Raw genomic sequence first — 24,400 nt, 5'->3', positions numbered from 1 at the left:
TACTTCTGCGTTCCACTACATGCGTCGTCACCGGGCTCCGCGGGTGTAGGGCGTGCCGAGAGCCGGCGGCACCACCGAGCTGCGGGCGAACACGATCAGCATCAGGATGACGATGATGAACGGCAGCATCTTGATGATGTCGGCCGGCACCGTGAACCCCACCACCTGCAGCGCCGGGCCGATGGCCACGGCCAGCCCGTACACGAGCGAGGTGATCATCACCACGAGGATGCGCCCGCGCGAGAGCATGGCGATGACGATGGCGATGAACCCCAGCCCGTTGGTGAGCATCGGGCTGAACGTCGCCGTGGTCAGCAGCGCCAGGTACGCGCCGCCGAGCCCCACCAGCGCCCCGCTCAGGATGACGGCGATCGAGCGGGTCTTCACCACGCTGCCGCCCGCGGCATCCAACGACGACGGCTTCTGGCCCGCCGACCGGGTCGACAGCCCCCAGTTGGTGCGCGCCAGCGAGAAAGCCAGTACCAGGATGAGCAGGATGCAGACCCAGAAGATGCCCGACTGCTGGAACAGGGCCGGCCCCACCACCGGGATGTCGGAGAGCCCGGGGATCGGCAGCTTCGGCTGCGAGCCGAGGCTGGCGGGCGACTTGGTGTAGTTCTGCAGGTACAGCACGCTCGTGATGCCCTCGCCGATGAGCGTCACGGCCAGGCCGATCACGATCTGGTTCAGCCCCAGCCACACGTTCAGCACCAGCATCGCGAGGTTCGCGACGATGCCGCCGATCGCGCCGCCGAGCATCCCGATCCAGAAGTCGCCGGTGGTGAGGGTGACCACGAAGCCGGTGTAGGCGCCCACGAGCATCACGCCCTCGTTGCCGAGGTTGAGCACCCCCGACTGCTCGCCGATGGTCTCACCCACCGACGCGAGCATGATCGGCATCGCCTGCGCGATGACGGTCGCGATGAACACCGTGATGAAGGTGGCGGACAGCATGTCGCTCATGCCGAAGTCCTCTCGGAGGCGGTCTCGCTGGACGCGGCGCGGTCGGTGGCCGGACGCCCGGCGGTGCGGAAGGGCTGCAGCACGGTGCGTCTGAGGCCGGCGGGGAGATAGCTCTGACCGAGCCGCCGGCGGTCGCCGATGTACTCGGTGATGGTCATGAACAGCAGGATGAGGCCCACGATCACGAGCAGGAAGTCGACGTTCAGCCCCGCCTGCTGGGCGGCGAGGGTGCCGCCCGTGGCGAGCACCGCGTAGAACGCCACGAACGGGATGGCGGCCACCGGCCGGAACCGCGCGAGGAACACCAGCGGCATCACGGCGTCGCCGTACCGCGGATCCCAGTCGGCGCGCTGGTAGGAGAACTGACCGAGGATGTCGATCGAGCCGGCGAACGCGATCAGCCCGCTGGAGATGGCGAACAGCAGGATGACCATCCAGGTGGAGTTGAGCCCCACGTGACGCGCCGCCTTGGGGCTCGCCCCGAAGATGTCGACCCGCAGGCCGAACGAGGTGCGGCTGAGCACGTACTGCGCCACCACCGCGAGCACGATGGCGATCACGAAGCCGATGTGGATCTCGGTGCCCGGGATGTAGGGCAGCAGGTCGCTGTCGGGGATGACGGCCGTCTGCGGCGTGGTGCTGGCCGGGTCTTTGAAGACGCCCTTGATGAGCAGGTTCACCACGCCCACGGCGATGAACGACATCACCAGCGAGGTGATGATCTCGTTCGTGCCGTAGCGCGCCTTCAGGATGGCGGGCACGAGCGACCACACGGCTCCCGCGAGCACCGCCACCACGAAGATGATGATCGTGGCGAGGAACGACGGCATCACGTCGAACAGGATGGGCCCGAGGCCCGAGGCCACGACCGCGCCGAGCAGGTACTGCCCGTTGTAGCCGAGGTTCCACAGCTGGCCGCGGAACGCCACGATCAGGCCGACGGCCACGATCACGAGCGGTGCCATCAACGACAGGCTGCGCTGCCAGTTGCTGCCGGTGATGCCGTACTTCCAGACCCCCGCGAAGAAGTCGAGCGGGTTGCTGCCCATGGCGAGCATGATGAGCCCGGACACCACCAGGGCCAGCAGCACAGGCGCCACCGAGCGCACGAAGCCCTGCGCGAACCGCTGGGCCGTGCCGGTGTCGTTCAGATCGCGTGTGGTGCTCATGCGTCGGTGCCCTTGTTCGTCTCGGTGCCCTCGATCGCGCCGGTCATGTACTGGCCCACCTTCTCCGCCGTCCCGGCTCCGTCGTTCACCACGCCGCCCACCAGGCGGCCGCGGGAGATCACCTCGATGCGGTGCGAGAGCTCGATCAGCTCGTCGAGGTCGGTCGAGAGCAGCAGCACGGAGCCGCCGTTCGCGGCGAACTCGATCAGCAGCTCACGCACCAGGTGCACCGTCTTCAGGTCGAGCCCGTAGGTGGGCTTGTTCACCACCACGAGGCGTGCGCCGTTCGTGAGTTCACGGGCGAGCAGGATCTTCTGGATGTTGCCGCCCGAGAGGGTTCCCGCCCGGGTGGCCGGCGAGGGCGTGCGGATGCCGTACTCCGCGATGAGGCGGTCGGCCTCGACGTCGACGGCCTTGGGCTGGATGCGGCCCGCCTTCCAGAACGGCCGCTCGCCGATGCGCTTGATCACGAGGTTCAGTGCCACCGACATCGAGCCGATGGTGCCCTCGTGCAACCGGTCATCCGTCACATAGCGCACGCCGAGCCGCTGCCGGCTGCGCACGCCCGACCGGGTGATGTCGTCACCGTCGAACACCACGGTTCCGGATGACGCCGACCGCTGGCCGGCGACGAGCTCGGCGAGCGCCTGCTGGCCGTGACCGTCGATGCCGGCGATGCCGAGGATCTCGCCCTCGTGCACGGTGAGCGACACGTTCTCGGCCTCCACGTCGCGACCGGTGCCGCGGCTGGAGACGTCGCGCAGCTCGAGCCGGACGGCCCGGTCGGCGAAGTCGATGGCGGTGGTCTCCCGGCTGGCCTCGGTCGCTCCGGCGAGCTCGGTGGCCTCGTCACCGACGGCGGCGAGGTCGTCTCCGAACATCGCCGCGAGGATGGCGTCCTGCGCCTGCTGCTCACTGTAGGAGGCGAGTTCGTCCACGCCGATGTGGCCCACGTTCTTGCCGCCGCGGAGGATGGTGACGCAGTCGCCCATGGCGTACGCCTCGCGGAGCTTGTGGGTGATGAGCACCACGGCGAGGCCCTGGCCCTTCACCCGGGAGATGCTCTCGCCGAGGTGCTCGATGGCCTGGGGTGTGAGCATCGAGGTGGGCTCGTCGAGCACGAGCAGCCGGCTGCCCTTCCACATCGCCTTCGCGATCTCCACCTGCTGCTGCTGGCCGAGACCGAGGTCGCTGGTGAGCGCGTGCGGGTCGATCTGCACGCCCAGCAGCTCGGCGAGCTCGTCGAGCCGTTCGGCCGCTCGCTTCTTGTCCTGCAGCACGCCCGCATCGCCGAGCATCAGGTTCTCGAGCACGGTGAACGCGGGCACCAGCGTGGAGTGCTGGTGCACCACGCCGATGCCGTAGTCCACGGCCACCTTGGGCGAGGTGATCGCCACCTCGGTGCCGCCGATGGAGACGGTGCCCGAGTCGGGCTGCTGCATACCGGCGAGGATGCTGATGAGCGTCGACTTGCCTGCCCCGTTCTCGCCGAGCAGGCAGTGCACCTGGCCGCTCACGATGTCGAGTGAGACGTGGTCGTTGGCGATGACGCCGGGGAACGCCTTCGTGATGCCTCTCAGCGAGATGACGTCACTCGTGGCCGTTGTGGTCACACTTGCTCCTTGGCTGGAGTCGGGTGGTGAGCGATGGGGGGCCGGTGCCGGAGACTGCACGCTCCGGCACCGGCCCGATCGGCGCGGGTCAGGCGCCCTTGGCGGCGATGATGGCCGCGACCTCTTCCGCCGACGTCGCGATGGTGGGAACCACCGAGCCGTCGATGATAGCGGCCTTGGCCGTCTCGACCGCGGCGGTGATCTCCGGCGTCATGGCGTCGGTCTCCTGCAGGTACATGCCGCCGTTCTCGACGTCGACCGGGTAGGTGACGGTGCCGAAGGTGCCGGCCTCGACGTCCTTGATGGCCTGCACGTAGGCGGGCTCGTAGTTCCAGCGCACCGAGGTGAGGAGCTTGCTCGGGTCGCTGAGGCCCGGCGTGACGTCGCCGATGTCGGCGATGTACTTCACGTTCGAGGCGGCATCGATGGCCTGCAGGTAGCCACGGGTGGCTCCGTCGCCCATGCCGAACACCACGTCGGCACCCGAGGCGATGATCTGCTCGGTGGCCGTCTTGCCACCGGCGGCGTCGGCGTAGGCCGCCGGGCCGACCGAGGTGTAGAGCACCTGGATGGTCGGGTCGACGCTGTAGACGCCCTCGGCGAAGCCCGACGACATGGCGAACCAGTTCGCGTTGTCGGCCGAGACCACGATGCCGACCTTCTTCGAGGTGGTCGACATGGCGGCGGCGATTCCGGCGAGGTAGCCGCCCTCCTGGCCCTCGGGCTTGGCCGACGCGATCTGGCCGGGCACGTTCTGGTCGGCCCCGGCATCCTGGATCAGGATGGGGATCTTCTTGGCGGCCGCGACGCTCGCGGCACCCACCCCGTAGCCCGAGGCGTGGGCGACGATGAACTGCGCTCCCCCGTCGGCCACCTGGTCGAGAACCGTCTCGATGTTGTCGTAGCCGGCATCCGGAACCACGGTGACCTCGATGCCGAGCTCCTTCGCGGCTTCGTTGGCGGCGTCGATGCCGGCCTGGTTGTAGCCGAAGTCGGACTCGTTCTCGGGAGCGACCAGGGCGAACTGGGTCACCTCCGTGCCGGCCGAGGCGCTCTCGGTGCTGCTGCCCGCGTCGTCGCCGCGGCCCGAGGAGCAGGCTGCGAGACTGAGGGCGAGTGCGCCGGAGACGGTGAGTACTGCCAGTCGGGTCACGGTGCGGTGGTGGCCACCGCTGGTCATTCTGTTCATTGCCGAAACTTCCTCTCAGGGTGATGGGCCCCCGGGCTTGAGTGGTGCGATGGCGGAATTCTCTTACATTGTGCAGGGGTAGCGATACGATATGAGAAGAATTTGCTCGTGCCAAGCTTGAAATTGAGTTGTTACACGTCTGAAACACGCTCCGTCGACGATGACCGCAGGAGGTCGTGCTCATGAACCGTTCCACCCGCATCGCCCTGGGGGCCCTGCTCATCCTGTCACTGTCGTCCTGCGCCGGGCCGGGAGCCGCACCGGTGTCCGACGAGGATGCCGCAGCCCTGGCGACTCTCGCGAAGGTGGCGGGGCCCACTTCGAACGTCGATCCGGCCGCGATCACCCGCACGGAGTGCTGGTTGCCCTCCGATCACCTCATCGCCGACGAGACGGTGAACGACACCACCTGGCGCGTGCTCTGCCGCACCCATTACGTCGACGAGAGCGGCGACCGCTACCAGGACGCGACGTGCGTGGGCGATTTCGCCGCCGAGCCCATGCTCGACCACTGCTACCGCTGGGCGCCGTACACGGGCACCCCGGTGTTCGAGGACTACCCCGCCGTCGCCGCCGGCTGAGCGGTGGTGTTTCGGGATCGTAAACTCCCGCGGCATCCCTTGACACCGTCGAAAGCCTTCTCATAACGTGATCATCAATTAACGACGGATGATAAACGCGAAGGTGGGCGACATGCCGGACCCGAAGGTGTACCTGCTCGACGGCGGAACGCTCGTGATCGACGAATCGGATGTGCACTGGCACATCAACGCCGGCAACCCGGTGCGGTTCCCGGTGTACAGCGTGCTGATCGAGCATCCGGATGCGCTGATCCTCTACGACACCGGTTTCGACCTCGACCACGTGAACAAGGTGCTCCCGTTCGAGCTGCCGCTGCAGACGCCGGAGCAGACCATCCCCGCCCAGCTCGCGGCGTGCGGCTTCAGCCCCGACGACGTCGACATCGTGGTGAACTCGCACTTCCACTTCGACCACGTCGGCGGCAACAAGCACCTCACGAAGGCCACCACCCTCGTGCACAAGGAGGAGCTCCGGCACGCGAAGGTGCCGGAGCCGTTCGAGCGGCTCGGCTACTCCGACCTGTCGTTCGACCACGCCGAGGTGACCTACAAGCCCATCTCGGGCGACTACGAGATCGTTCCTGGCGTGTGGCTGTTCGAGACCCCGGGGCACACCATCGGTCACTACTCGCTGCTCGTCGAGCTGGAGAACGAGCGCAGCATGCTGTTCTGCGGCGACGCCGCCTACACGCGCACCACGCTCGAGAAGGAGTGGATCGCCGGGTTCCACCTCGATCCGACGAAGTCGGTCGAGGCCATCCGTCGCCTGAACTACCTCGCGCGCACCAAGAACGCCGACATCTACCCCTCGCACGAGCTCGAACCGTTCGAGACCTGGAAGCTCGCGCCCGCGTTCTACGGCGGCGAGTGACGCAGTTCGTCACCTGTCGCACTCCTTATATATGCAGGCGCACCCCGTGCCGAGGCACGGTGCCGTGCGCCCGCCCCACCCGACCCGTACGAAGACGAGGAATCACCCATGCCCGAGACCACGCAACGCGTAGCCCTCATCACCGGAGCCGCCCAGGGAATCGGAGCGGCCATCGCCGATGAGCTCGCCGCCGATGGCATGAAGGTGGTCGTCGCCGACGTGAACCTCGCCGGGGCCGAGGAGGTCGCGGCCCGCAACTCCGGCGTCGCCAAGCTGCTCGACGTGAGCGACCCCGAGCGGGTCGCCACCGTGATCGACGAGATCGTGCAGGAGTTCGGCCGCATCGACGTGCTCGTGAACAACGCCGCGCTCGTGCCGCTCACCCCGTGGGCCGACATCACGTTCGCGGAGTGGCGTCGCGTGATGAGTGTGAACCTCGACGGCATCTACCTCGTCACCCACGCCGTCACCGAGATCATGGGCAGAGCGGGCTACGGCCGCATCGTCAACATCTCCTCGAACACCTTCATCGCGGGCACCCCCGACTGCGCCCACTACGTGGCCACCAAGGGCGCCTCGATCGGCCTGGTGCGCGGGCTCGCCGGCGAGCTCGGCAAGCTCGGCATCACGATCAACGCCGTGGCACCGGGCATCATCGCCAGCGAGGGCGTGATGAGCGGGCCGCACCAGGCGGGCTTCGAGTACGTGGTGCCGATGCAGGCGATCGACCGGCGCGGTCTCCCCCGCGACGTCGCCCCGGCGGTCGCGTTCCTCGCCTCGGAGAAGGCCGAGTGGATCACCGGCCAGACGCTCGTGGTCGACGCCGGCCACACCCGCAACTGACCGTGGGCGCGGATGTGGGCCGGCCCGATGTGCTCGTCATCGGCGCCGGTTCGGCCGGCAGCGTGGTGGCGAACCGGCTGAGCGCCGATCCGTCACGGCGGGTCGTGGTGCTCGAGGCCGGCCCCCGGGTCACCGATCCCGAGATGCGGCGTCCCGAGCTGTGGCCGTTCATCCACGGCCGGTCGTACGACTGGGCCTACCGCACCACCCCGCAGCCCGGGCTGGCGGGCCGCTCCCTGGAGTGGGCCCGGGGCAGGGGCCCCGGTGGTTCGAGCCTCGTGCACGCCATGGCCCACATGCGCGGATGCCGGGCCGACTTCGACCGCTGGGTCGAGGCGACGGGCGACGCGCGCTGGGGGTGGGACGCCCTGCTGCCGGCCTTCGAGCGCACCGAGGCGGTGCTGCCCGTGCTGCTGCCCGGGCCGGAGCTCTCCAGCCCGCTCGTGCTCGACTACCTCGCGGCCTGGGAGACGCTCGGCGTGCCACGCATCCCGGGCCACAACCGGGGCGAGATGCTCGGAGCGACGCCCAACTCGCTCACCATCCGCGACGGCGAACGGGTGACCGTCTCCGACGTCTACCTCGACCCCGCGCTCGACCGGCCGAACCTCACCCTGCTCACGGGCGTGACCGTGCACCGGCTGCTGATCGACGGCGGACGGGTGACCGGGGTCGCCGTGACCCGTGACGGCCGCGACGAGGTGCTGGAGGCCGACGAGATCATCCTCTGCGGCGGATCGATCGGCGACCCGCTGCTGCTCATGCGTTCCGGCATCGGCGACCCCCGCGACCTCGAGGCGGCGGGCATCCGCACCCTGCTGGAGTCGGAGCAGGTGGGCAAGAACCTGCACGACCACCTGCTGGGGGCCGGGAACCTCTACACGTCACGCCGGCCGGTGCCGCCGACGCGGTTGCAGCTGTCGGAGTCGATGACGTACCAGTCCCGGCTCGGCCTCGACGAGACATCCGGAGCGGTCGATCTGGTGGTGGGCTGCGTGGTGGGGCCGAGCGCGTCGGAGGCCCTGACCGCCGAGGCCGCCGAGGCCGTGCCCGGCCGGGCGTACACGCTGCTCTTCGGCGTGACGAACCCCACGAGCCGCGGCTCGCTGCGGGTCTCGGGGCCCGACATCGGCGACGAACCGGTGATCGACCCGAACTACCTCGACACCGAGCACGACCGCGCCACGTTCCGGCTGGCGCTCGAGCGAGCGCGCCTCGTGGGCGGGTCGGACGCACTCTCGGGGTGGCGCGACGCCGAGGTGCTGCCGGCCGGGCCGGTCGACAGCACCGACGACGCCGACGCGTTCATCGCCCGGGCGGCGATCACCCACCACCACCCGGTGGGCACGCTGAGCATGGGCCGGTCGGAGGCGGCGCCCGTGACGCCCGACCTGCGGTTCCGCGGCCTCGACAACCTGTTCGTGGTCGACGCCTCCGTCATCCCGTCGATCACCGCGGGGCCGGTGCACGCGGCGGTGCTGGCCATCGCAGAGAGATTCGCGGCGACTCACCCCTGATAGTTCGCGCACGCGAAGCGGCCCCCGACTCCGTGAGGAGGTCGGGGGCCGTCATCCGTGCGCGAAGCCGCGCCCGAGGTCAGCTGTTGCTGAAGGTACCGACCATGCGCGCCGTCTCGATGACCGAGTCGCCGTAGGTCGCGAGGAACTCCTCGCGCGAGGGCTCACCCTCGACCGGGGTCTTCAGCGCGTAGACGTGGAAGAAGTAGTGGTGCTCGCCGTGGCCGGCCGGCGGCTGCGGGCCGTAGTAGGTGGCCGCTCCGGCGCCGTTCGGGGCCACCCGCACACCGGGCGCGGTGACGTCGAGCGTGGTGGTGTCGGCGGGGATGCCGTAGACCACCCAGTGGGTGAAGCCGTTCGGCAGCGGCGCATCCGGGTCGTTCAGGATGAGCGCGAGCTCGACGGTGCCCTCGGGCGGGCCGGAGATCTCGATGGCGGGGGTGTCGTTGCCGCCGTCGGCGCTGAAGGTGTCGGGGATGCGCCCGAGGTTCGCGAAGTCGGGGCTCGAGACGGCGAGCTTGTCGATGAAGAGGGCCATGGCTGGTTTCCTTCCGATCAGGGATCAGGGGGTGAGGGCACGGATGATCTCGTCGGCGACGAGATCGGGGAGTTCTTCGGGGATGTAGTGGTCGGCGCCGGTCACCGGCACCCACCGGTCGTGGGGCCGCAGCGCGATCGCCCGTTCCCACGCGCGCTCGCTGACGATCTTGCTCGCGTCGCCGCGGAGGTGCACCATCGGCACAGCAATCTCTCGGAACTCGGTGTCGTAGGGCGTGCGGAAGCCGTCGATGAGCCTGCTCATCGCATCCGGAGACGCCAGAGGCACCCAGCGGCCCGACGCGAGCTCCCGGTAGCCCCAGCGGGCGCGACGCCGGACGGCGCCGGGCAGGATGGCGGGGTACCGTTCGCGCAGGTAGGCCTCGATCTCGGCCGGCCCCGCGAACTCGCGGAACCCGGCCGCCACCCGCACGGCGAGCTCGTCGATCACCGAGGTCTCGACGAACGGGGTGTAGTCGACCACCACGGCGCCGGTGACGCGCGACGGATGCCGGGCGGCGGCGAGCCAGGCATTGCGCCCGCCGAGCGAGTGCCCGGCGACGAGGGCCTGCTCGATGCCGAGGGCGTCGAGCACGGTGATGACGTCGGAGACGAAGTCGTCGCCGGTGTAGCCCTCGGCGGGCTGCTCGCTCCGGCCGTGGCCGCGCTGATCGAGGGCGATCACGGTGGCCTGCTCGGCGAGCCGGTCGCCCACGGGCTCCCAGACCGCGTGGTTGGCCGAGGTGCCGTGCAGCAGCACCACGGCCCGGCCGCGGCCACGCACCCGGAACGCGAGGTCGACCTCGGCCCCCCGGGTGCGCGAGAGCCCGTCGCCGATCGGCTCCACGGTGACGGGCGCGGGCATCAGACGTTCGGAATGGTGGAGAGCGTCTTGCGGGCCGCGATCAGGCCCGTGATGATCTCCTTGCGCTTGGCGTCGACGTCGCCCTCGCCGTACTCGTACATGCCGCCGTTCGACTTGAAGCCGAGCTGGCCGGCCGCGATCTTGTCCTTGATGAACTGCGGGGTGTCGGTGCTGACGTCGAGGTCTTTGTTGAGGTAGCTCGAGACGGCCTGGTAGATGTCGAGGCCGGCCATGTCGAGCAGGCGCGTGGGGCCCACCACCGAGAGCTTGTAGCCGATGCCCCACTTCACGCAGGCGTCGAGGCCCTCGGGGGTGACGATGCCCTCCTCCAGCAGCGCCATGCACTCGCGCAGGATCGCGTAGAGCACGCGGTTCTCGACGAAGCCGGGGATCTCCTTCTCCAGCACGGGCGTGTAATTGAACGCCTTCACGATCTCGATCAGGCGGTCGACCAGCGCAGGGTCGGTGGCCTTGCCCGGGATGACCTCGATCATGGGGATCAGGTGCGGCGGGTTCGACCAGTGCATGCCGATCAGGCGCCCGGGCACGGTCATGGACTCGGCCATCGTGCTGATCGGGATGCCGGAGGTGTTCGTGGCGATGATGACGTCGTCGCCGATGCGCGACTCGAGGTCGGCGAGCACCTTCTGCTTCAGCGTGAGGATCTCGGGCACGGCCTCGATGATCAGTTCGGTGCCGGCGAGGGCCTCGTCGAGGTCGGTGCCGAAGCTCACCGAGCCGCCGGGCGCCGACGGTGAGTCGACCGCGGCGAGCACGCCCTGCACCACGCCGTAGGCGGCTTCGGCGCGGGCGATCGCGTCTTCGGAGATGTCGTACAGGCGCACGGTGCTGCCGGCACGGGCGAGGGTGGCGGCGATGCCGGGGCCCATGGTGCCTGAGCCGATGACGGTGGCGATGGTGGGGAGACTGCTCATCGTGATGCTCTCTTTCGCGGGGGTGGAACGCGGGTGGTGCACGGAGTGGAACGCGGGTGGGGAGGGGCTGCGCCGCTCAGACTCCCGGCGGGAGCCCGATCGGCGAGATGCCGATGCCGAAGGCGGTCTCGACTCGGTCGAGGCGGCGGTTGAAGTAGGTCCAGAAGTTGTGCTGGGCCTTCGCGGGGTAGATGCGGTCGAACTTCTCTTTGGTCTCCTCGGCATCCGGTTCGATCGGGGCGAAGCCCGAGGCCTTCAGGTCGACCTGGAACCGGGCGGCCTTCTCGAGGAAGATGCCGGTGAGCGTGACCTCGGCCACCGTGCTGCCCACGAACGCGACGCCGTGGTTCGCCAGCAGCAGCGCCTGGGCGTTGCCGAGGGTCTTCGCCGCGGCGACGCCGAGCGGCACCGTGGTGATGATGTGGCTCGTCTCGGCGAACCGGGGCACGCCCTCGTAGGCGAACCACACGCCGTGGTTGTTGTACGGCTTCAGCGTCTCCTCGGATGCACCCAGCACGGTCGAGAAGTGCGCGTGCGAGTGGCCCACGAAGTTCACGTCGGGCCGGGCCTTCATGATCTCGGCGTGCAGCGGCCACTCGAGGTGGCGGAGCCCCGTGCCCTCGAGCACGGTGCCGTCGAAGTCGATCAGGATGAAGTCGTCGCCCTCCACCTCGCTCAGCGCCAGGTTGCCGCGCTTGAGCCAGAGGCCCCGGCCGAACGGGTCACGGAAGGAGAGGTGGCCCATCGACATGTCGCCGTGGCCCTCGAGCTCGAGGATGCGGTGCGCCCGCGCCACGTCGGCGAGGATGCTCGCGATGGACTGGTCTTCGTAGTACTGCGTGTGCGAGTAGGTCACGGCTTATCCCTTCGGGGTGTTCTTGGCGGCCAGCACCTCGGCCACGGTCAGGCCGCCGACGCGGGCGTTGACGCGACCGCCGGTGGCCACCGCGGCGATGATCACGATCTCATCGGGCCGCGGTGCATCCGGGAGCGTCAGCGTGATCGCGTCGTAGTGCGACCGCACGTAGACCTCATCCTTGTACGCCAGGGGCAGGTCGATCGAGGCCCCGGTGGCCGCGACCTTGGTGGCCGAGGAGATCCAGGCCTCTCCCCCGCCGACGGCGTCGCGAAGGGCGTTGCCGAACACGGTGGTGACGCAGGCCACGATGTGCTCCTGCTCGCCGTTCACGCCCACCATGCCGCCCTTGCCGTAGCTCTCCACCGGCCGGCCGCCGAGCAGCGCCACAGCGCGCCGGCCGAGCTCGGTGCCGAGGCTCTCGCTGGCGTCGGTGAGGGGCGACAGGTCGTCGACCCAGCGGCCGGCGAACGGGTTCTCGAACACCACGGCCACCGCGGCCTTGACGAGCGGCTGCTCGGGTGCCGGGCCGAGTTCGTGCACGGTCTCCTGCACGAAGGAATGCCAGGCGCGGACCTTGTAGATGGAATCGATGCTCATGCTGCGTGTACCTCGTGTCGGTCGGGGTCGGTCGGGTTGTACAGGGCCGTCTCGATGCTCTCGCCCGTGAACTGGTTGCCCTTGGCCATCTCGCGGGTGTCGGCGTACCACTGCGAGCGATCCTGGGCGCGGTCGGTGTAGGGGCGCTCGAGGCGCTCCCACTCGCGGAGCGCGTCGGGGAGGTCGTCGGATGCGCCCGCGGCCAGGGCCTCGGTGGCGGCCACGGCCAGCGTGTAGGCGTTCTGCATCGCGGTGCCGGCACCCTGGGCGAGCGCGGGGCACATGGCGTGCGCCGAGTCGCCGATCAGGGCCACGTGGCCGTCGGTCCAGCGCTCGAGACGCGTGGTCTGGTAGCCGTAGTACCGGCCCTGGATCTTCGCGGCGTCTTCGAGCACCGGCGCGAGCTGCGGGAAGATCGACGTCCACAGCTCGAGGTCGATGGGCACGCGCGATCCGTCGGCGTCGGCCGAGGGCGACATCAGGGCGATGTAGAGCTCCTCGTCGTTGGCCGGGGTGTAGAGCACGCGCAGCACCCGGGGGTCGAGGTTCCAGAAGTCGATCACGTTGTCCCACTCGGTGTCGGGCTCGAGCGCCTGCAGCTCGGCCTTCCGGCGGGGAACGAGGAAGCGGGTGATGCCGTCGCCCGAGCGCTGGCGCTTGAGCGGGATGGCGAGCGAGTCGCGCACCGCCGAACCCACACCGTCGGCGCCAACGATGAGGTCGGCCTCGGCCGAGGTGCCGTCGTCGAAGGTGATGGTGCCATCGGGCGTCGCGCCTGTCACGGCTGATCCGGCCACGATCTCGACGCCCGACTCGCGGGCAGCCGTGAGCAGGGTCTGGTGCAGGTGCGGCCGCGTCATCGTGCGCCAGCGGATGCCCTCGAGCGTCTCCTGCGACTGGATGACGTTGTTCATCCGGGTCTCGTACGCCGGCGGCGTCATCGAGCGCGCCTCGAGGTCGGGCGTGGCGCCGATCTTGTCGAGCACCTGCAGGCTGTTGCCCCAGAGCACGATGCCGGCTCCCTCGGCGCGGAGTTCGGAGGCCCGCTCGTGCAACCGCACGCTCCAGCCCAGCTGGGCGAGGGCGGTGGCCGCAGTCAGGCCCGCGAAGCCACCGCCGGAGATCTCGGCATGGCGTCGGCTGTCGGTCATGTGGTGGTCCTATCTGTTCTGATCACGTGTGGTGCGGTCGGTGGTGCGAGCGGGTGGGGGTTACAGGGCTGCGGCGCCGATGCGGATGACGGAGAGCCCGATCACCTCGGCGATGGCCCTGGCGTTCTCCTTGCCGGCCGGCCCGGCGAACTCCTCGCCGCCGGCCGGCGTGTGGTACCGCCAGCCCTCGGGCCGGCCGACACCCACGATCGCGGCGCGCGCCACCTGGGTCACGTTGCCGAAGTCGGTGGCGAAGCCGAGCGCGGGCGGGTCGGCGATGAAGTCGCGCCCGGCCGCGGCGAAGGCGTCGGCCACGAGGGCCGTCACGGCGGGGTCGGGCCGCACCTCGGCGATGGCGGCCGAGTTCCTCCAGGTGGCCGGGCCGAGCAGGGCGTGCACCTCGCCGGAGAGCTCCTCGAGGGCATCCTGGGTCTGGGCGAAGAGCAGGAAGCTCGCCTCGAAGGTCATGCCGGCCGACTCCTCCACGTCGCCGTCGAGCGTGACGGTCTCGATGATGAGCGTGGCCGGGTCGATGGCGGCGGCGATGGCCGTCACGTTGGCCAGGGCCACCAGCGGGGTGGAGACGACATCGCGGCGCAGGGTGCGCTCACCGACGACGCGCGCGGTCTCGCGGCGCATCCAGAGCGACGAGGGCCAGACGGTGTCGATGAACTCCGGATGCGGGTAGAGGGCGACGTCGATGTCGTCCCACACGCCGCGGTACGCCGTGAGCGCCTTGCCGCTGCCGAGCTCCCGGGTGGCCGGGGAGTGGATCTCGTCGGCCGGGCAGCCCACGATCACCACGGAGCCGGCCAGCTGCTCGCGCACGGCGGCGAGGGCGAGGGCCGCGCCGATGACGCCGCCGGCCTGCGGACCGTGGCCGCAGGAGTGCACGGGGTCGACCTCGCCCGCGACGTCTTTCGAGGCGGGGGCGTCGTACACGGCGATCACGCCGACGCGGGCGCCGGGTCTTCCGCCCGTGAGTTCGGCGCGGAAGGCGGTGGGCATCTCGGCGATGCCCTCCACCACGTCGTACCCGGCGTCGCGGAGCCGGGCCACGAGGTGGGCGGCGCACTCGGTCTCGTGGTGGGCGAGCTCGGGATGCTCGTTGACGAAGTCGACGGTGGCGTCGATCTGCGGCACGAGCTCGGACAGGGCCTGCTGGAAGTCGATGTCGACCGAACCGTCAGTCATACTGAACCCCTCATCCGTACCCAGGTCATGTGCGCCGTTATTCTCACCATGTAGATGCGAATGTCATCATATGACGCGACCCTACGAATTATTCACGACGGGGCGAGATGTAACAAGGCCTTAACACAGGCGCGGGAACACGGCATCACAGATGCAGGTCTGCGCGGCCGGCACGACGATCGACCCCGCTGAGAGTCGGGGTCGTGACGCCGATGGGAGCTCAGGAGCGTCAGGGATCGATCACGTCGATGCGCAGACCCTGGAGATCCTTCACATTGCGGGTGGCGAGCGTCGCGCGGCGGCCCCCTTCACCGTGCAGCTCGACGAGGTCGTGCAGCGCCCTCAGCGACCCGTGCTGTCGGGGAGCAACGCCATGCACTCCAGCACCGCCGGAGGGAATCCGCCGGGCTGTCCCCAGTCGGGGAACTGCAGTCCGGTGGCGGAGGACACCGTCGACGTGGTTCCGCCGACGGAGCGGAGGACGCCGTCGAAGGTCTCGGTCGTGGGATCGGTGGTCGTGGCCCAGGCGACCACGTACCCTCCCGCGGTCGAGGTCGACGGGATGGTTCCCGCGAGCAGCCACACGGCGTGCTCCGGGTCGGGAGTCGCCAGCAGGGCGTCGACGGCGTTCGCGCCGCCGGGCAGCGGATTGCTGATGGTGGCGTTCACCGCGGCCATGACCGCAGCCGACGCGGGCTGGCACTCCGGGGTGTCGGGGCCGGCACCGTCGAGGGAGTAAGAACCGGATGAGCCGGCCGAGGTCGGCCGGGGGCCGGGTGAAGACGTCGCCGGCGCGGAAGGTGCCGCCGCTTCCCCGTCGGGCCCTGCCGCAGCCACGCATCCGGCGAGCGCGGTCAGCAGACATCCGGCCACGAGGGCAGACCCGGCGGCGGCGAGGTGACGACCTGTCATGACCACACCTTAGCGGCCAGGGCGACACCTGTAGAAGGTTTGTCGGGTGGGCGGGCCCCGGTGCCCCACCAGCCGGCTCGCGGCAGGATGGAGTCATGACGCACCCGAGCCCCGCCGAGACCCCGCACGACCCCTACGCCTCGAAGCCCTGGCTCCCTTCGTACGCCGCCGACGTGCCGGCCGAGATCGAGACGCCGAGCCAGACCCTCCCCGAGATGATCGAGCAGAGCGTCCGCGACTTCGGCCGCAAGCCCGCCCTGGAGTTCTTCGGCGCCCAGACCACCTATCGCGAGCTCGGCGAAGAGATCGACCGTGCCGCCGAGGGCTTGCGCCGACTCGGCGTGACGAAGGGCGACCGCGTCGCGATCGTGCTGCCCAACTGCCCCCAGCACGTGGTGGCGTTCTACGCCGCCCTGCGGCTAGGCGCCATCGTGATCGAGCACAACCCCCTCTACACGGCCCGTGAGCTTCGCCACCAGTTCGAAGACCACGGCGCCCGCGTGGCCATCGTGTGGGACAAGACCTTCGACACCCTCGCCGGCTTCCCCGACGACCTCACGCTCGAGCACATCGTGAGCGTCGACATCACCGAGGCCCTCCCGCTCGCGAAGCGCCTGGCCCTCCGGCTGCCGGTGAAGAAGGCGCGCACCTCGCGGGCCCAGCTCACCGAGAAGCCCCGGGCCGCGCATCCGCTCACCTGGCAGAAGCTGCTCGATCACCGCCGCATCTCGCGCAAGGTGCCGCGCCCCGCCCTCGGCGACACCGCCCTGCTGCAGTACACCAGCGGCACCACCGGCACGCCGAAGGGTGCCATCCTCTCGCACGCCAACCTGATGGCCAACGCGCTCCAGGGCGTGGCCTGGGTGCCGGGGCTCCGCCGGGGCGAGGAGACGTTCTACGGCGTGCTGCCGCTCTTCCACGCCTACGGCATGACGCTCTGCCTCACCTTCGCCATGAAGATCGGCGCCAAGCTCGTGCTGTTCCCCAAGTTCGACCTGGGCCTGGTGACGGATGCGGCCCGCACCAGCCCACCCACCTTCCTGCCCGCCGTGCCCCCCATCTACGACCAGCTGGCCCGCGCCGCCTCGCGCGGCACGATCGATCTCTCCACCGTGCGGTTCGCCATCTCGGGCGCCATGAGCCTGCCGGTCGCCACCGTGAGCCGCTGGGAGGAGGCCACCGGCGGCCTGCTCGTGGAGGGCTACGGCATGACCGAGGCCTCCCCCATCGCGCTCGGCAACCCGATCGGGCCGAGCCGCCGACCCGGCACCGTGGGCGTGCCGTTCCCGAGCACCGAGATCCGCGTCGTCGACCCGGCCGACCCGAGCGTCGACCGGCCGTTCGGCGAGCCCGGCGAGCTGCTCATCCGCGGCCCGCAGGTGTTCCAGGGCTACTGGGGCCGGCCCGGCGACACGGCGGCCACGCTGCTGCCGGGCGGGTGGCTGCGCAGCGGCGACATCGCCACCGTGTCGCCCGACGGCTTCGTCACCATCGTCGACCGGCTGAAGGAGCTCATCATCACCGGCGGCTTCAACGTGTCGCCTACCGAGGTCGAAGACGCGCTGCAGTCGCATCCGGATGTCGCAGCCGCCGCCGTGGTCGCCCTCCCCCGCGCGAGCGGCGGTGAAGACGTGGCCGCCGCCGTGGTGCTGCGCGAGGGCGCCTCGCTCGACGCCGAGGGCCTGCGTGACTTCTGCCGCACGCGCCTCGCCGCCTACAAGGTGCCCAAGCGCATCGTGGCCGTCGACGACCTGCCGCGCTCGCTCATCGGCAAGGTGCTCCGCCGCGAGGTGCGCGAGAAGTTGCTGGCCGCGTCCGCCTGACCGCTCGCGCCCTTCCCCTCGCAACTCGACGGGGTGGGAATAACCACGCCCCCTCGGCGTTGAACTTGAGCGTAAGGCACTCAAGTTTCAAACCAGGAGGTTTCGTGCCCGAGAACTTCACTCCCTCAGACGGTTCCACCGAGGGCGGCAGCAGCTCGTTCGACGAGTTTCTCGCACGCTACCTCGAGGGCGAGCGCTCCGCGCGCGCCGGCCGTTCCATCGATCTCAGCAAGCTGATCAGCCGCCGCACCCAGGAGCTCCTCTCCGAGGCCGGCAGCTACGCCGTCGAGCACGGCCACCGCGAACTCGACGCACTGCACATCCTGCGCACCATCGCACCGCAGCAGCCCGCCGCCGACGCCATCCGCAACGTCGGAGCCGACCCGGGCGCCATCGCCCGCGCCGCCGAGCTCCGTCTCCCCGCCGCGAGCAGCGATCGCGTCACCGCGCCCGCACTCACCCAGTCGGCCCAGCGCGCCCTCTTCCACGCCTACCAGGTGGCCCGCGCATCCGGCTCGACCTACATCGACCCCGAGCACCTGTTCTTCGCCCTCGTGATCAACCAGGACTCCCCCGCCGGCCAGGTGCTCGCCCAGGCGGGCGTCACCCCCGACGCCCTGCAGGACGGCATGCGCCAGAACCTCGGCGGCAGCCAGGCGACGGATGCGCAGCCGACGGCCGGCGACCCCGGCCAGGCGAGCGAGTCCGACACCCCGACCCTCGACAAGTTCGGCACCGACCTCACCGAGCTCGCCCGCAACGGCGAGCTCGACCCGGTGATCGGCCGGCTCGACGAGATCGAGCAGACCATCGAGATCCTTTCGCGCCGCACCAAGAACAACCCCGTGCTGATCGGTGAGGCCGGCGTGGGCAAGACGGCGATCGTCGACGGCATCGCGCAGGCGATCGTCGACGGCGGCGTGCCCGAGCAGCTGCGCGACAAGCGCGTGGTGGCCCTGGACCTGCCGGCGATGCTGGCGGGCACCAAGTTCCGCGGCGACTTCGAGGAGCGCCTCACCACGCTGATGGACGAGATCTCGGCCCACAAGAACGAGATCATCGTGTTCATCGACGAGATCCACACCGTGGTCGGTGCGGGCGGCTCGGGCGAGGGCGGAATGGATGCCGGAAACATCCTGAAGCCCCGGCTCGCGCGCGGCGACCTGCACCTGCTGGGCGCCACCACGCTCAAGGAGTACCGCGGCATCGAGAAGGACCCGGCGCTGGAGCGCCGCTTCTCTCCGGTGACCGTGGGCGAGCCCTCGATCTCCGACTCGGTGCTCATCCTGCAGGGCCTCCGCCCCGCCTATGAGGAGCACCACGGTGTCTCGTACACCGACGCCGCGCTCTCTGCGGCCGTCGAGCTCTCGGCCCGCTACGTGAGCGACCGCTTCCTGCCCGACAAGGCCATCGACCTGATCGACCAGGCCGGGGCGCGGCTGCGCCTGTCGCTCGGCAGCATCCCCACCGTGGTCGACACGGCGTCGCTGCTCACCGACCTCGCGTCGCTCGAGGCCGCGAAGAACTCCGCCGTCTCGGCCGAGCACTACGAGGAGGCGTCGCGCATCCGCGACGAGATCGAGGACATCCAGCGCCAGCTCGCGGATGCCACCTCGGTCAACCGCCGAGTGGCTGCCGAGCGGGCATCCGGTGGCATCGATCTGGATGCTGTGGTCGACGAGGCCGAGATTTCCGCGGTGATCTCGCGGGCGACCGGCATCCCGGTCTCGCGCATCGGCGATGTCGACCGTGAGCGTCTGGCCGCCCTCGAGGGCGAGCTGCACGAGCACGTGATCGGGCAGGACGACGCGGTGACCGTGGTCGCCAAGGCCGTTCGCCGCAACCGCACGGGCATGGGAGACGCGAACCGGCCGATCGGCTCGTTCCTGTTCCTCGGCCCGACCGGTGTCGGCAAGACCGAGCTGGCGAAGACCCTCGCGGCGTCGTTGTTCGGCGACGAGAAGGCCATGCTGCGCTTCGACATGTCGGAGTTCGGCGAGCGCCACACGGTCTCGCGTCTGGTCGGTGCCCCTCCCGGATACGTGGGCTACGACGAGGCCGGTCAGCTGACCGAGCGCGTTCGCCGCAACCCGTACTCGGTGGTGCTGTTCGACGAGATCGAGAAGGCCCACCCCGACGTGTTCAACCTGCTGCTGCAGGTGCTCGACGACGGGCGGCTGACCGACGGTCAGGGTCGCACGGTCGACTTCCGCAACACCGTGGTGGTCATGACCTCGAACCTCGGGTCGGAGTTCCTGGCCTCGCGGTCGGGCGCCATGGGCTTCGTGGCCCGCTCGGCCGACGGCAGCGACAACGGGTTCGGCTCCGACAAGGCGCTGCGCGACCGGGTGATGGGCAAGCTGCGTGAGGCGATGCGGCCCGAGTTCCTCAACCGCATCGACGAGATCGTGCTCTTCCGCAAGCTCGAGAAGGCGCAGCTGCGCCAGATCGTGTCGCTGCTGCTCGGTGCCACCCGCACCCGGCTCGCGGCGCACGAGATCGAGCTCACGGTGACGGATGCCGCGATCGACTGGATGGCCGACAACGGCTACGAGCCCGAGTACGGCGCGCGGCCTCTCCGCCGCGTCATCCAGCGCAACGTCGACGACGCCATCGCCGACCTGCTCGTGACGGGTTCGCTCGTCGACGGCGGCGCGGTGACGGTGGATGCGCGGGACGGCGGACTGCGGGTCACCGCCGACGACGCGGCCGACGACGCCGAGACCGGCGCCACCCTCGCCTTCGCGGCGTAGGGCGCACCTGCGGCACGCTCCGCGAACGGCTCAGGGGTCGGGCACCATCCGGTGTCCGGCCCCTTCGTCATGCCGCAGACGGCGTCGCGCCCCCGAGGCGGATGGCACCGGAGTGCCGACACCTGGTCCCCGGGAATGCTCCGCGCAGGGCCCGGATTGAGAACCATGGAGGCACGGCGACCGATTCGGGCGCCGGCTCACGACGCTCTCGCGTCCGGATCCTGGAGGTCGACATGGCAGCGGTATGGTGCATCGTCAGCGATGACAACGACGAGACGACGGGACTGGCCTCGATGCTGCTCCACGAAGGCCACCAGGTCGCGATCATCGCGTCCGACGTGTCGGCCTTCGCCCCGCTGGTGAACGAGCACGCGGACGCGGTGCTGACCGCCGAGATCCGCACGCCCGACCCGGCTACCCTCGACATCGCCATGAGCGTGATCGAGGAGAGCTTCGGCACGGTCGACGTGCTGGCCCTCGTGGCCGGTGACGGACATCCGTGCCGGAGCTCCGTGAGCCGCGAGCTGTTCGCGTCGCGCTGGCCCGAGGCCGAGGTGCTCGTGGTGGCGCCCGCGCTCGACGAGGTACCGTCGCCTCTTCTCTGAGGAATTGTCGTCATCCGCGGTTCGTGTCACACTGAGGTGAGCATTATTCATCTACCTCAGGAGTTCGACCATGAACCGTCACGATTCCCCCGCCCGTCGTAGAGCCCTCGTCCGCGCGGGTTCTCTGGCCGGCGCGTTCGCCCTGTCCGCAGCACTGCTGACACCCGCCGCAGCCCACGCCGAGGGCTATACGGTGGCCGACGACAGCTACACCGTTCCGGCGGGGATGCCCTTCACCGTCGCGGCAGCCCAAGGCCTGTTCGCGAACGACCTCGGCATCGACGCGAACGCCCTGCTGCACATCTCCACCTACCCGGCCCACGGCGACCTCACGAGAACAGGCGCCGACGGAGGATTCACCTACGTTCCCACCGACGGGTTCGCGGGCGCCGACTCGTTCTCCTACTGCGTGAAGATCGAGGTCACCCTTCCGTGCGTCACCGTGGATGCGAAGGTCTCGCTCGACGTGCAGCCGTCGATCGAGCGAATCGACGGCGCCGACCGGTTCGCCGTGTCGGCCGCGGTGTCGGCGAAGAAGTTCGCCGAAGACGCCGCGGTGGTCTACGTCGCCTCCGGCGAGGTGTTCCCGGATGCGCTGTCGGCCTCCGCGGCCGCCGGCGCGAACGGCGCGCCCGTTCTGCTGGTGCGCCACGACGGAATCCCCACCGTGGTCGCCGATGAGCTGACGCGCCTGTCGCCGGAGCGGATCGTGCTGCTGGGCGGCACCGCCACCGTGAGCGCCGCCGTCGAGACGGCACTCGGTGGCTTCAGCGGCGACGTCGATCGGGTCGAGGGAGCCGACCGTTACGCCGTGTCGGCCGCGATCTCGCTCGACACCTTCGGCGTCGACCGGTCGACGGTCTACGTGGCCTCGGGCGAGGTCTTCCCCGACGCCCTCTCGGGCTCGGCCGCCGCCGGTCTTCTGGGCGGCCCCGTGCTGCTGGTGCAGAAGAACGCGGTGCCCACGCAGATCGCCGCGGAGATCGGCCGTCTCAGCCCCGACCGCATCGTGCTGCTCGGCGGAACCGCGACCGTCTCGACGACGACGGAGGGCACTCTCGCCGGTCTCGCGCCGGTGACACGCGTCGACGGCGCCGACCGCTTCAAGGTGGCGGCGAGGGTCTCGAAGGACGCCTTCACGACGCCCGGCTCGCACACCGTGTACGTCGCCTCGGGCGAGGTCTTCCCCGACGCGCTCTCCGGCTCGGCCGCGGCCATCACGAACGGCGCGCCCGTGCTGCTCGTCACCCGTGACAGCGTGCCCGACGTCACAGCGGTCGAGCTGGACCGCCTGCAGCCCTCGCACATCGTGGTGCTCGGCGGACTGAACACCGTCTCGGCGGCGGTGTACCGGGAACTCACCGGCCACCTGGGCTGAACCGACGGGTGCGGTCGGCTCCGGCCGGCCGCACCCTTCGACCTCACTCGATCAGACGCGGGCGACACCCAGGTTCGAGGGCGCGATGATGGTCTTCACCGAACCCGAGGTGTCGCCGTACACGACGACCGCATAGGCGTTCGGGAACAGCTGCGTCTCACTGGCCCCTCGCGAGGCTCCGAACTGCACGGCCACCTCACCGGGCAGGCCGCCTGAGATGGTGCCGGGCGTCGAGAGCACCTGGGTGAGGGTCTCGCCCACCTCGAAGCCGCCGGGGGTGGTGACGGCGATCTCGCCGTCCACCCCGTCGACCGTGGGCGCCGAGGCGATGACGGTGAAGTCGTTGCCGTTCGCGGCTCCCGGCTCCGCCGGCCGCTCGCTGTCGGAGATCAGGATGCCGTCCCACACGTACTCCACGCCCGGACCGCCCTCCGAGCCGCCCTTGTAGGGCTTTTCGGTGGGTTCACCCAACAACGTCGTGAAAGCGTCGATCGCGAGGCTAGCGGTGCCGTCGTAGGCGTACTCGCCGAGCAGGGAGCCTGCGGCATCGGCGAGCTGGACCGTCTCGGGGGTGATGACGATCGAGGGGACGGCGTCGGCTGTGGGCGTGGGAGTCGGAGCGGCGGACTGCTCGACGCCGGGATCGGTGCTCGACGCGTCGGTTCCGGCCACGTCGGTACCGCCCGACCCGGAGCCGGGCGTGCACCCGCTCAGGGCGATGAGCACGGCGGCAGCGGCGCATCCGAGAGCCAGGCGCCGACGTCGGCTCGTCGATTGATCGTGCATCTTCTCCCCCGGTGCCGGGCGGTTCTGCCCTCGACCCAGCGTAACAAGACCCCGCGCGAGGGTCGGAGGTCAGCCGGCCCGGCGGGTGCCGCGGTCGGTGGCCGCAGCGAGCGCCGACGCCACTCCGCCGAGCAGCGCGGGCAGCAGCACGAGCGGCCACTCCGGCCAGATGGCGGGATGCTGCGACTCGACGAGCAGCCCGATAAGCACGGTGGCCGCCGCAGCCGCCGCCCCGAGCACGATCGGCCGGGCGACTCCGGCGACCGGCATCCTGAACCGCCTCGTGAGCGCGAGCACGACGACCGCGGCCACCGTGAACACCACTCCCACCGTGAAGCCCACGGCCAGGGCAGCCAGAACGTCGATGCCCCAGGCCGCGGGCCGGAACCCGGTGCTGGCGGCGATCTCCAGCACCGCGACCGCGAAACCGATGCCGGCCGATGCGGTCGACCCGGCCACCACGAAGCGCACCCGCACCGGCAGCGGCGCGGCGCGCGGGGCGGCGAGAGGCGCGGTCACAGGTGTCCTTCCGGTTCGCGGATGCCCGGCATCCGTCGGCCCATGCTAGCGAGACGGGGCGGAGACAGAACACGCCCGGCACCGGCCTCCCCGCGTGGGCCTCAGCGTCGTGCCGTGAAGTAGGTGGGGGTCGAGGAGAGCGGGGCCATCCGGTGCCCCACCCACACGGCCCGCGCGGCCACGTAGCCGCCCGCACCCCCGGCGGCCACGGCCACCACGACGGTGATGGTGGTGGCCTGCCACGACCCGAGCAGCAGAGCGAGCACGGTCCACGGCACGGCAGTGCCGATGGCCACGATGTGCAGCACCGCGTACCCCCGGTCGCGCACACTCAGCGCCTGCCGGTTCACTAGCGGCCAGGCAGCCAGGCCCACCAGCAGCGCCCACAGTCCGGCTCCCACCGCGGAGAGCACCCCCGTCAGTGCCGCCGCATTCCAGGCGGCCACGTTGTTGCCGGCTGCGGCGAGCAGCAGCACCTGGCTCGAGGCCAGTGCCGCCACGGCCGCCGCGAATCCCCCCTCCACCGCGAACCAGCCGGTTCGGTTGACGGAGTCCTGCTCTGATCCGATCCTCATCGATCGTCCTTCCCCGGCGACGCTGCCGGTGGGGTGGGGCGTGCCCCGCTCGAATCCGAGGGCGGCACGCGGTGGTTCTTCGTCCAGCCTGTTCCGAGGGGGCGCATCGCGCAAGGCACCACACCGGGGGTCATCACCTCCGGTCTTCGGAGCGATCCGGCCGAT

Annotated in this window: 23 protein-coding genes; 8 read left to right on the top strand and 15 right to left on the bottom strand. The window is 70.2% G+C overall.

Annotation, left to right across the window (positions count from 1 at the left end):
• Nucleotides 1–27: 27 nt before the first annotated feature.
• From ACEXOR_RS14995 to ACEXOR_RS14980, 4 genes are all read right to left on the bottom strand, one after another.
• Complete coding sequence (locus ACEXOR_RS14995; protein WP_374850513.1) at nucleotides 28–963, bottom strand: ABC transporter permease; 936 nt, start codon at nucleotides 961–963, stop codon at nucleotides 28–30.
• Entirely contained in the window at nucleotides 960–2,132 is a 1,173-nt protein-coding gene (locus ACEXOR_RS14990; protein WP_374850512.1) for a putative B6 ABC transporter permease subunit 2, read from the bottom strand. The genes ACEXOR_RS14995 and ACEXOR_RS14990 overlap by 4 nt, the downstream gene beginning before the upstream one ends.
• Nucleotides 2,129–3,745, bottom strand: a complete 1,617-nt coding sequence (locus ACEXOR_RS14985; protein WP_374850511.1) for a putative B6 ABC transporter ATP-binding protein — start codon at nucleotides 3,743–3,745, stop codon at nucleotides 2,129–2,131. The genes ACEXOR_RS14990 and ACEXOR_RS14985 overlap by 4 nt, the downstream gene beginning before the upstream one ends.
• A gap of 88 nt (nucleotides 3,746–3,833) precedes the next feature.
• The gene (locus ACEXOR_RS14980; protein WP_374850510.1) at nucleotides 3,834–4,934 is read right to left on the bottom strand and encodes a putative B6 ABC transporter substrate-binding protein; all 1,101 of its coding nucleotides are present in this window, start codon (nucleotides 4,932–4,934) and stop codon (nucleotides 3,834–3,836) included.
• Between the two features lie 182 nt (nucleotides 4,935–5,116).
• On the opposite strand from ACEXOR_RS14980, the gene ACEXOR_RS14975 reads away from it, so the two are divergent.
• The 4 genes from ACEXOR_RS14975 (at nucleotide 5,117) to ACEXOR_RS14960 (ending at nucleotide 8,746) form a co-directional block, all read left to right on the top strand.
• Nucleotides 5,117–5,515 carry a hypothetical protein gene (locus ACEXOR_RS14975; protein WP_374850509.1) on the top strand — a complete coding sequence of 133 codons (399 nt, stop codon included), beginning with the start codon at nucleotides 5,117–5,119 and terminating at the stop codon, nucleotides 5,513–5,515.
• Between the two features lie 112 nt (nucleotides 5,516–5,627).
• Nucleotides 5,628–6,386, top strand: coding sequence for a 4-pyridoxolactonase (gene pldA / locus ACEXOR_RS14970; RefSeq protein ID WP_374850508.1), 759 nt, complete (start codon nucleotides 5,628–5,630; stop codon nucleotides 6,384–6,386).
• A 108-nt stretch (nucleotides 6,387–6,494) separates the two neighbouring features.
• On the top strand, nucleotides 6,495–7,229 hold the full coding sequence (gene pldH, locus ACEXOR_RS14965; RefSeq protein WP_374850507.1) for a pyridoxal 4-dehydrogenase, SDR-type: 735 nt from the start codon (nucleotides 6,495–6,497) through the stop codon (nucleotides 7,227–7,229).
• Between the two features lie 2 nt (nucleotides 7,230–7,231).
• Entirely contained in the window at nucleotides 7,232–8,746 is a 1,515-nt protein-coding gene (locus ACEXOR_RS14960; RefSeq protein ID WP_374850506.1) for a GMC family oxidoreductase, read from the top strand.
• A gap of 79 nt (nucleotides 8,747–8,825) precedes the next feature.
• Here the strand turns inward: ACEXOR_RS14960 and ACEXOR_RS14955 are convergent, their stop codons facing one another.
• From ACEXOR_RS14955 to ACEXOR_RS14920, 8 genes are all read right to left on the bottom strand, one after another.
• A complete protein-coding gene (locus tag ACEXOR_RS14955; RefSeq protein WP_374850505.1) occupies nucleotides 8,826–9,284 on the bottom strand; it encodes a YbhB/YbcL family Raf kinase inhibitor-like protein in 459 nt (152 codons plus the stop codon).
• Between the two features lie 24 nt (nucleotides 9,285–9,308).
• On the bottom strand, nucleotides 9,309–10,148 hold the full coding sequence (locus ACEXOR_RS14950) for an alpha/beta fold hydrolase (protein ID WP_374850504.1): 840 nt from the start codon (nucleotides 10,146–10,148) through the stop codon (nucleotides 9,309–9,311).
• Nucleotides 10,148–11,083, bottom strand: coding sequence for a 3-hydroxyacyl-CoA dehydrogenase NAD-binding domain-containing protein (locus ACEXOR_RS14945; protein WP_374850503.1), 936 nt, complete (start codon nucleotides 11,081–11,083; stop codon nucleotides 10,148–10,150). The genes ACEXOR_RS14950 and ACEXOR_RS14945 overlap by 1 nt, the downstream gene beginning before the upstream one ends.
• A gap of 76 nt (nucleotides 11,084–11,159) precedes the next feature.
• A complete protein-coding gene (locus ACEXOR_RS14940) occupies nucleotides 11,160–11,939 on the bottom strand; it encodes a class II aldolase/adducin family protein (RefSeq protein ID WP_374850502.1) in 780 nt (259 codons plus the stop codon).
• Between the two features lie 3 nt (nucleotides 11,940–11,942).
• Complete coding sequence (locus ACEXOR_RS14935) at nucleotides 11,943–12,539, bottom strand: amino acid synthesis family protein (RefSeq protein WP_374850501.1); 597 nt, start codon at nucleotides 12,537–12,539, stop codon at nucleotides 11,943–11,945.
• The gene (locus tag ACEXOR_RS14930) at nucleotides 12,536–13,690 is read right to left on the bottom strand and encodes an FAD-dependent oxidoreductase (protein ID WP_374850500.1); all 1,155 of its coding nucleotides are present in this window, start codon (nucleotides 13,688–13,690) and stop codon (nucleotides 12,536–12,538) included. The genes ACEXOR_RS14935 and ACEXOR_RS14930 overlap by 4 nt, the downstream gene beginning before the upstream one ends.
• Before the next feature lie 60 nt (nucleotides 13,691–13,750).
• A complete protein-coding gene (locus ACEXOR_RS14925; RefSeq protein ID WP_374850499.1) occupies nucleotides 13,751–14,884 on the bottom strand; it encodes a M20/M25/M40 family metallo-hydrolase in 1,134 nt (377 codons plus the stop codon).
• A gap of 342 nt (nucleotides 14,885–15,226) precedes the next feature.
• Complete coding sequence (locus tag ACEXOR_RS14920; protein WP_374850498.1) at nucleotides 15,227–15,796, bottom strand: hypothetical protein; 570 nt, start codon at nucleotides 15,794–15,796, stop codon at nucleotides 15,227–15,229.
• A 95-nt stretch (nucleotides 15,797–15,891) separates the two neighbouring features.
• Here ACEXOR_RS14920 and ACEXOR_RS14915 point away from each other — a divergent pair, with 95 nt between their 5' ends.
• The 4 genes from ACEXOR_RS14915 (at nucleotide 15,892) to ACEXOR_RS14900 (ending at nucleotide 22,355) form a co-directional block, all read left to right on the top strand.
• On the top strand, nucleotides 15,892–17,619 hold the full coding sequence (locus tag ACEXOR_RS14915) for a long-chain-fatty-acid--CoA ligase (protein WP_374850497.1): 1,728 nt from the start codon (nucleotides 15,892–15,894) through the stop codon (nucleotides 17,617–17,619).
• Nucleotides 17,620–17,723: 104 nt separating this feature from the next.
• Nucleotides 17,724–20,372 carry an ATP-dependent Clp protease ATP-binding subunit gene (locus ACEXOR_RS14910; protein ID WP_374850496.1) on the top strand — a complete coding sequence of 883 codons (2,649 nt, stop codon included), beginning with the start codon at nucleotides 17,724–17,726 and terminating at the stop codon, nucleotides 20,370–20,372.
• Between the two features lie 233 nt (nucleotides 20,373–20,605).
• Nucleotides 20,606–20,977 (top strand): Rossmann-fold NAD(P)-binding domain-containing protein, encoded by a 372-nt coding sequence (locus ACEXOR_RS14905; protein WP_374850495.1) that lies wholly within the window; start codon nucleotides 20,606–20,608, stop codon nucleotides 20,975–20,977.
• Nucleotides 20,978–21,047: 70 nt separating this feature from the next.
• Complete coding sequence (locus tag ACEXOR_RS14900; RefSeq protein WP_374850493.1) at nucleotides 21,048–22,355, top strand: cell wall-binding repeat-containing protein; 1,308 nt, start codon at nucleotides 21,048–21,050, stop codon at nucleotides 22,353–22,355.
• A gap of 51 nt (nucleotides 22,356–22,406) precedes the next feature.
• Here the strand turns inward: ACEXOR_RS14900 and ACEXOR_RS14895 are convergent, their stop codons facing one another.
• From ACEXOR_RS14895 to ACEXOR_RS14885, 3 genes are all read right to left on the bottom strand, one after another.
• The gene (locus ACEXOR_RS14895) at nucleotides 22,407–23,141 is read right to left on the bottom strand and encodes a hypothetical protein (RefSeq protein WP_374850492.1); all 735 of its coding nucleotides are present in this window, start codon (nucleotides 23,139–23,141) and stop codon (nucleotides 22,407–22,409) included.
• A gap of 69 nt (nucleotides 23,142–23,210) precedes the next feature.
• A complete protein-coding gene (locus tag ACEXOR_RS14890) occupies nucleotides 23,211–23,660 on the bottom strand; it encodes a hypothetical protein (RefSeq protein WP_374850490.1) in 450 nt (149 codons plus the stop codon).
• Nucleotides 23,661–23,761: 101 nt separating this feature from the next.
• Nucleotides 23,762–24,235 carry a hypothetical protein gene (locus tag ACEXOR_RS14885; RefSeq protein ID WP_374850489.1) on the bottom strand — a complete coding sequence of 158 codons (474 nt, stop codon included), beginning with the start codon at nucleotides 24,233–24,235 and terminating at the stop codon, nucleotides 23,762–23,764.
• Nucleotides 24,236–24,400: the final 165 nt, after the last annotated feature.

Source organism: Herbiconiux liangxiaofengii, assembly GCF_041927335.1.
Lineage (GTDB): Bacteria > Actinomycetota > Actinomycetes > Actinomycetales > Microbacteriaceae > Herbiconiux > Herbiconiux liangxiaofengii.
Note: the sequence above shows the minus strand (reverse complement) of the source record. Positions and strands in the feature narration are given on the sequence as shown.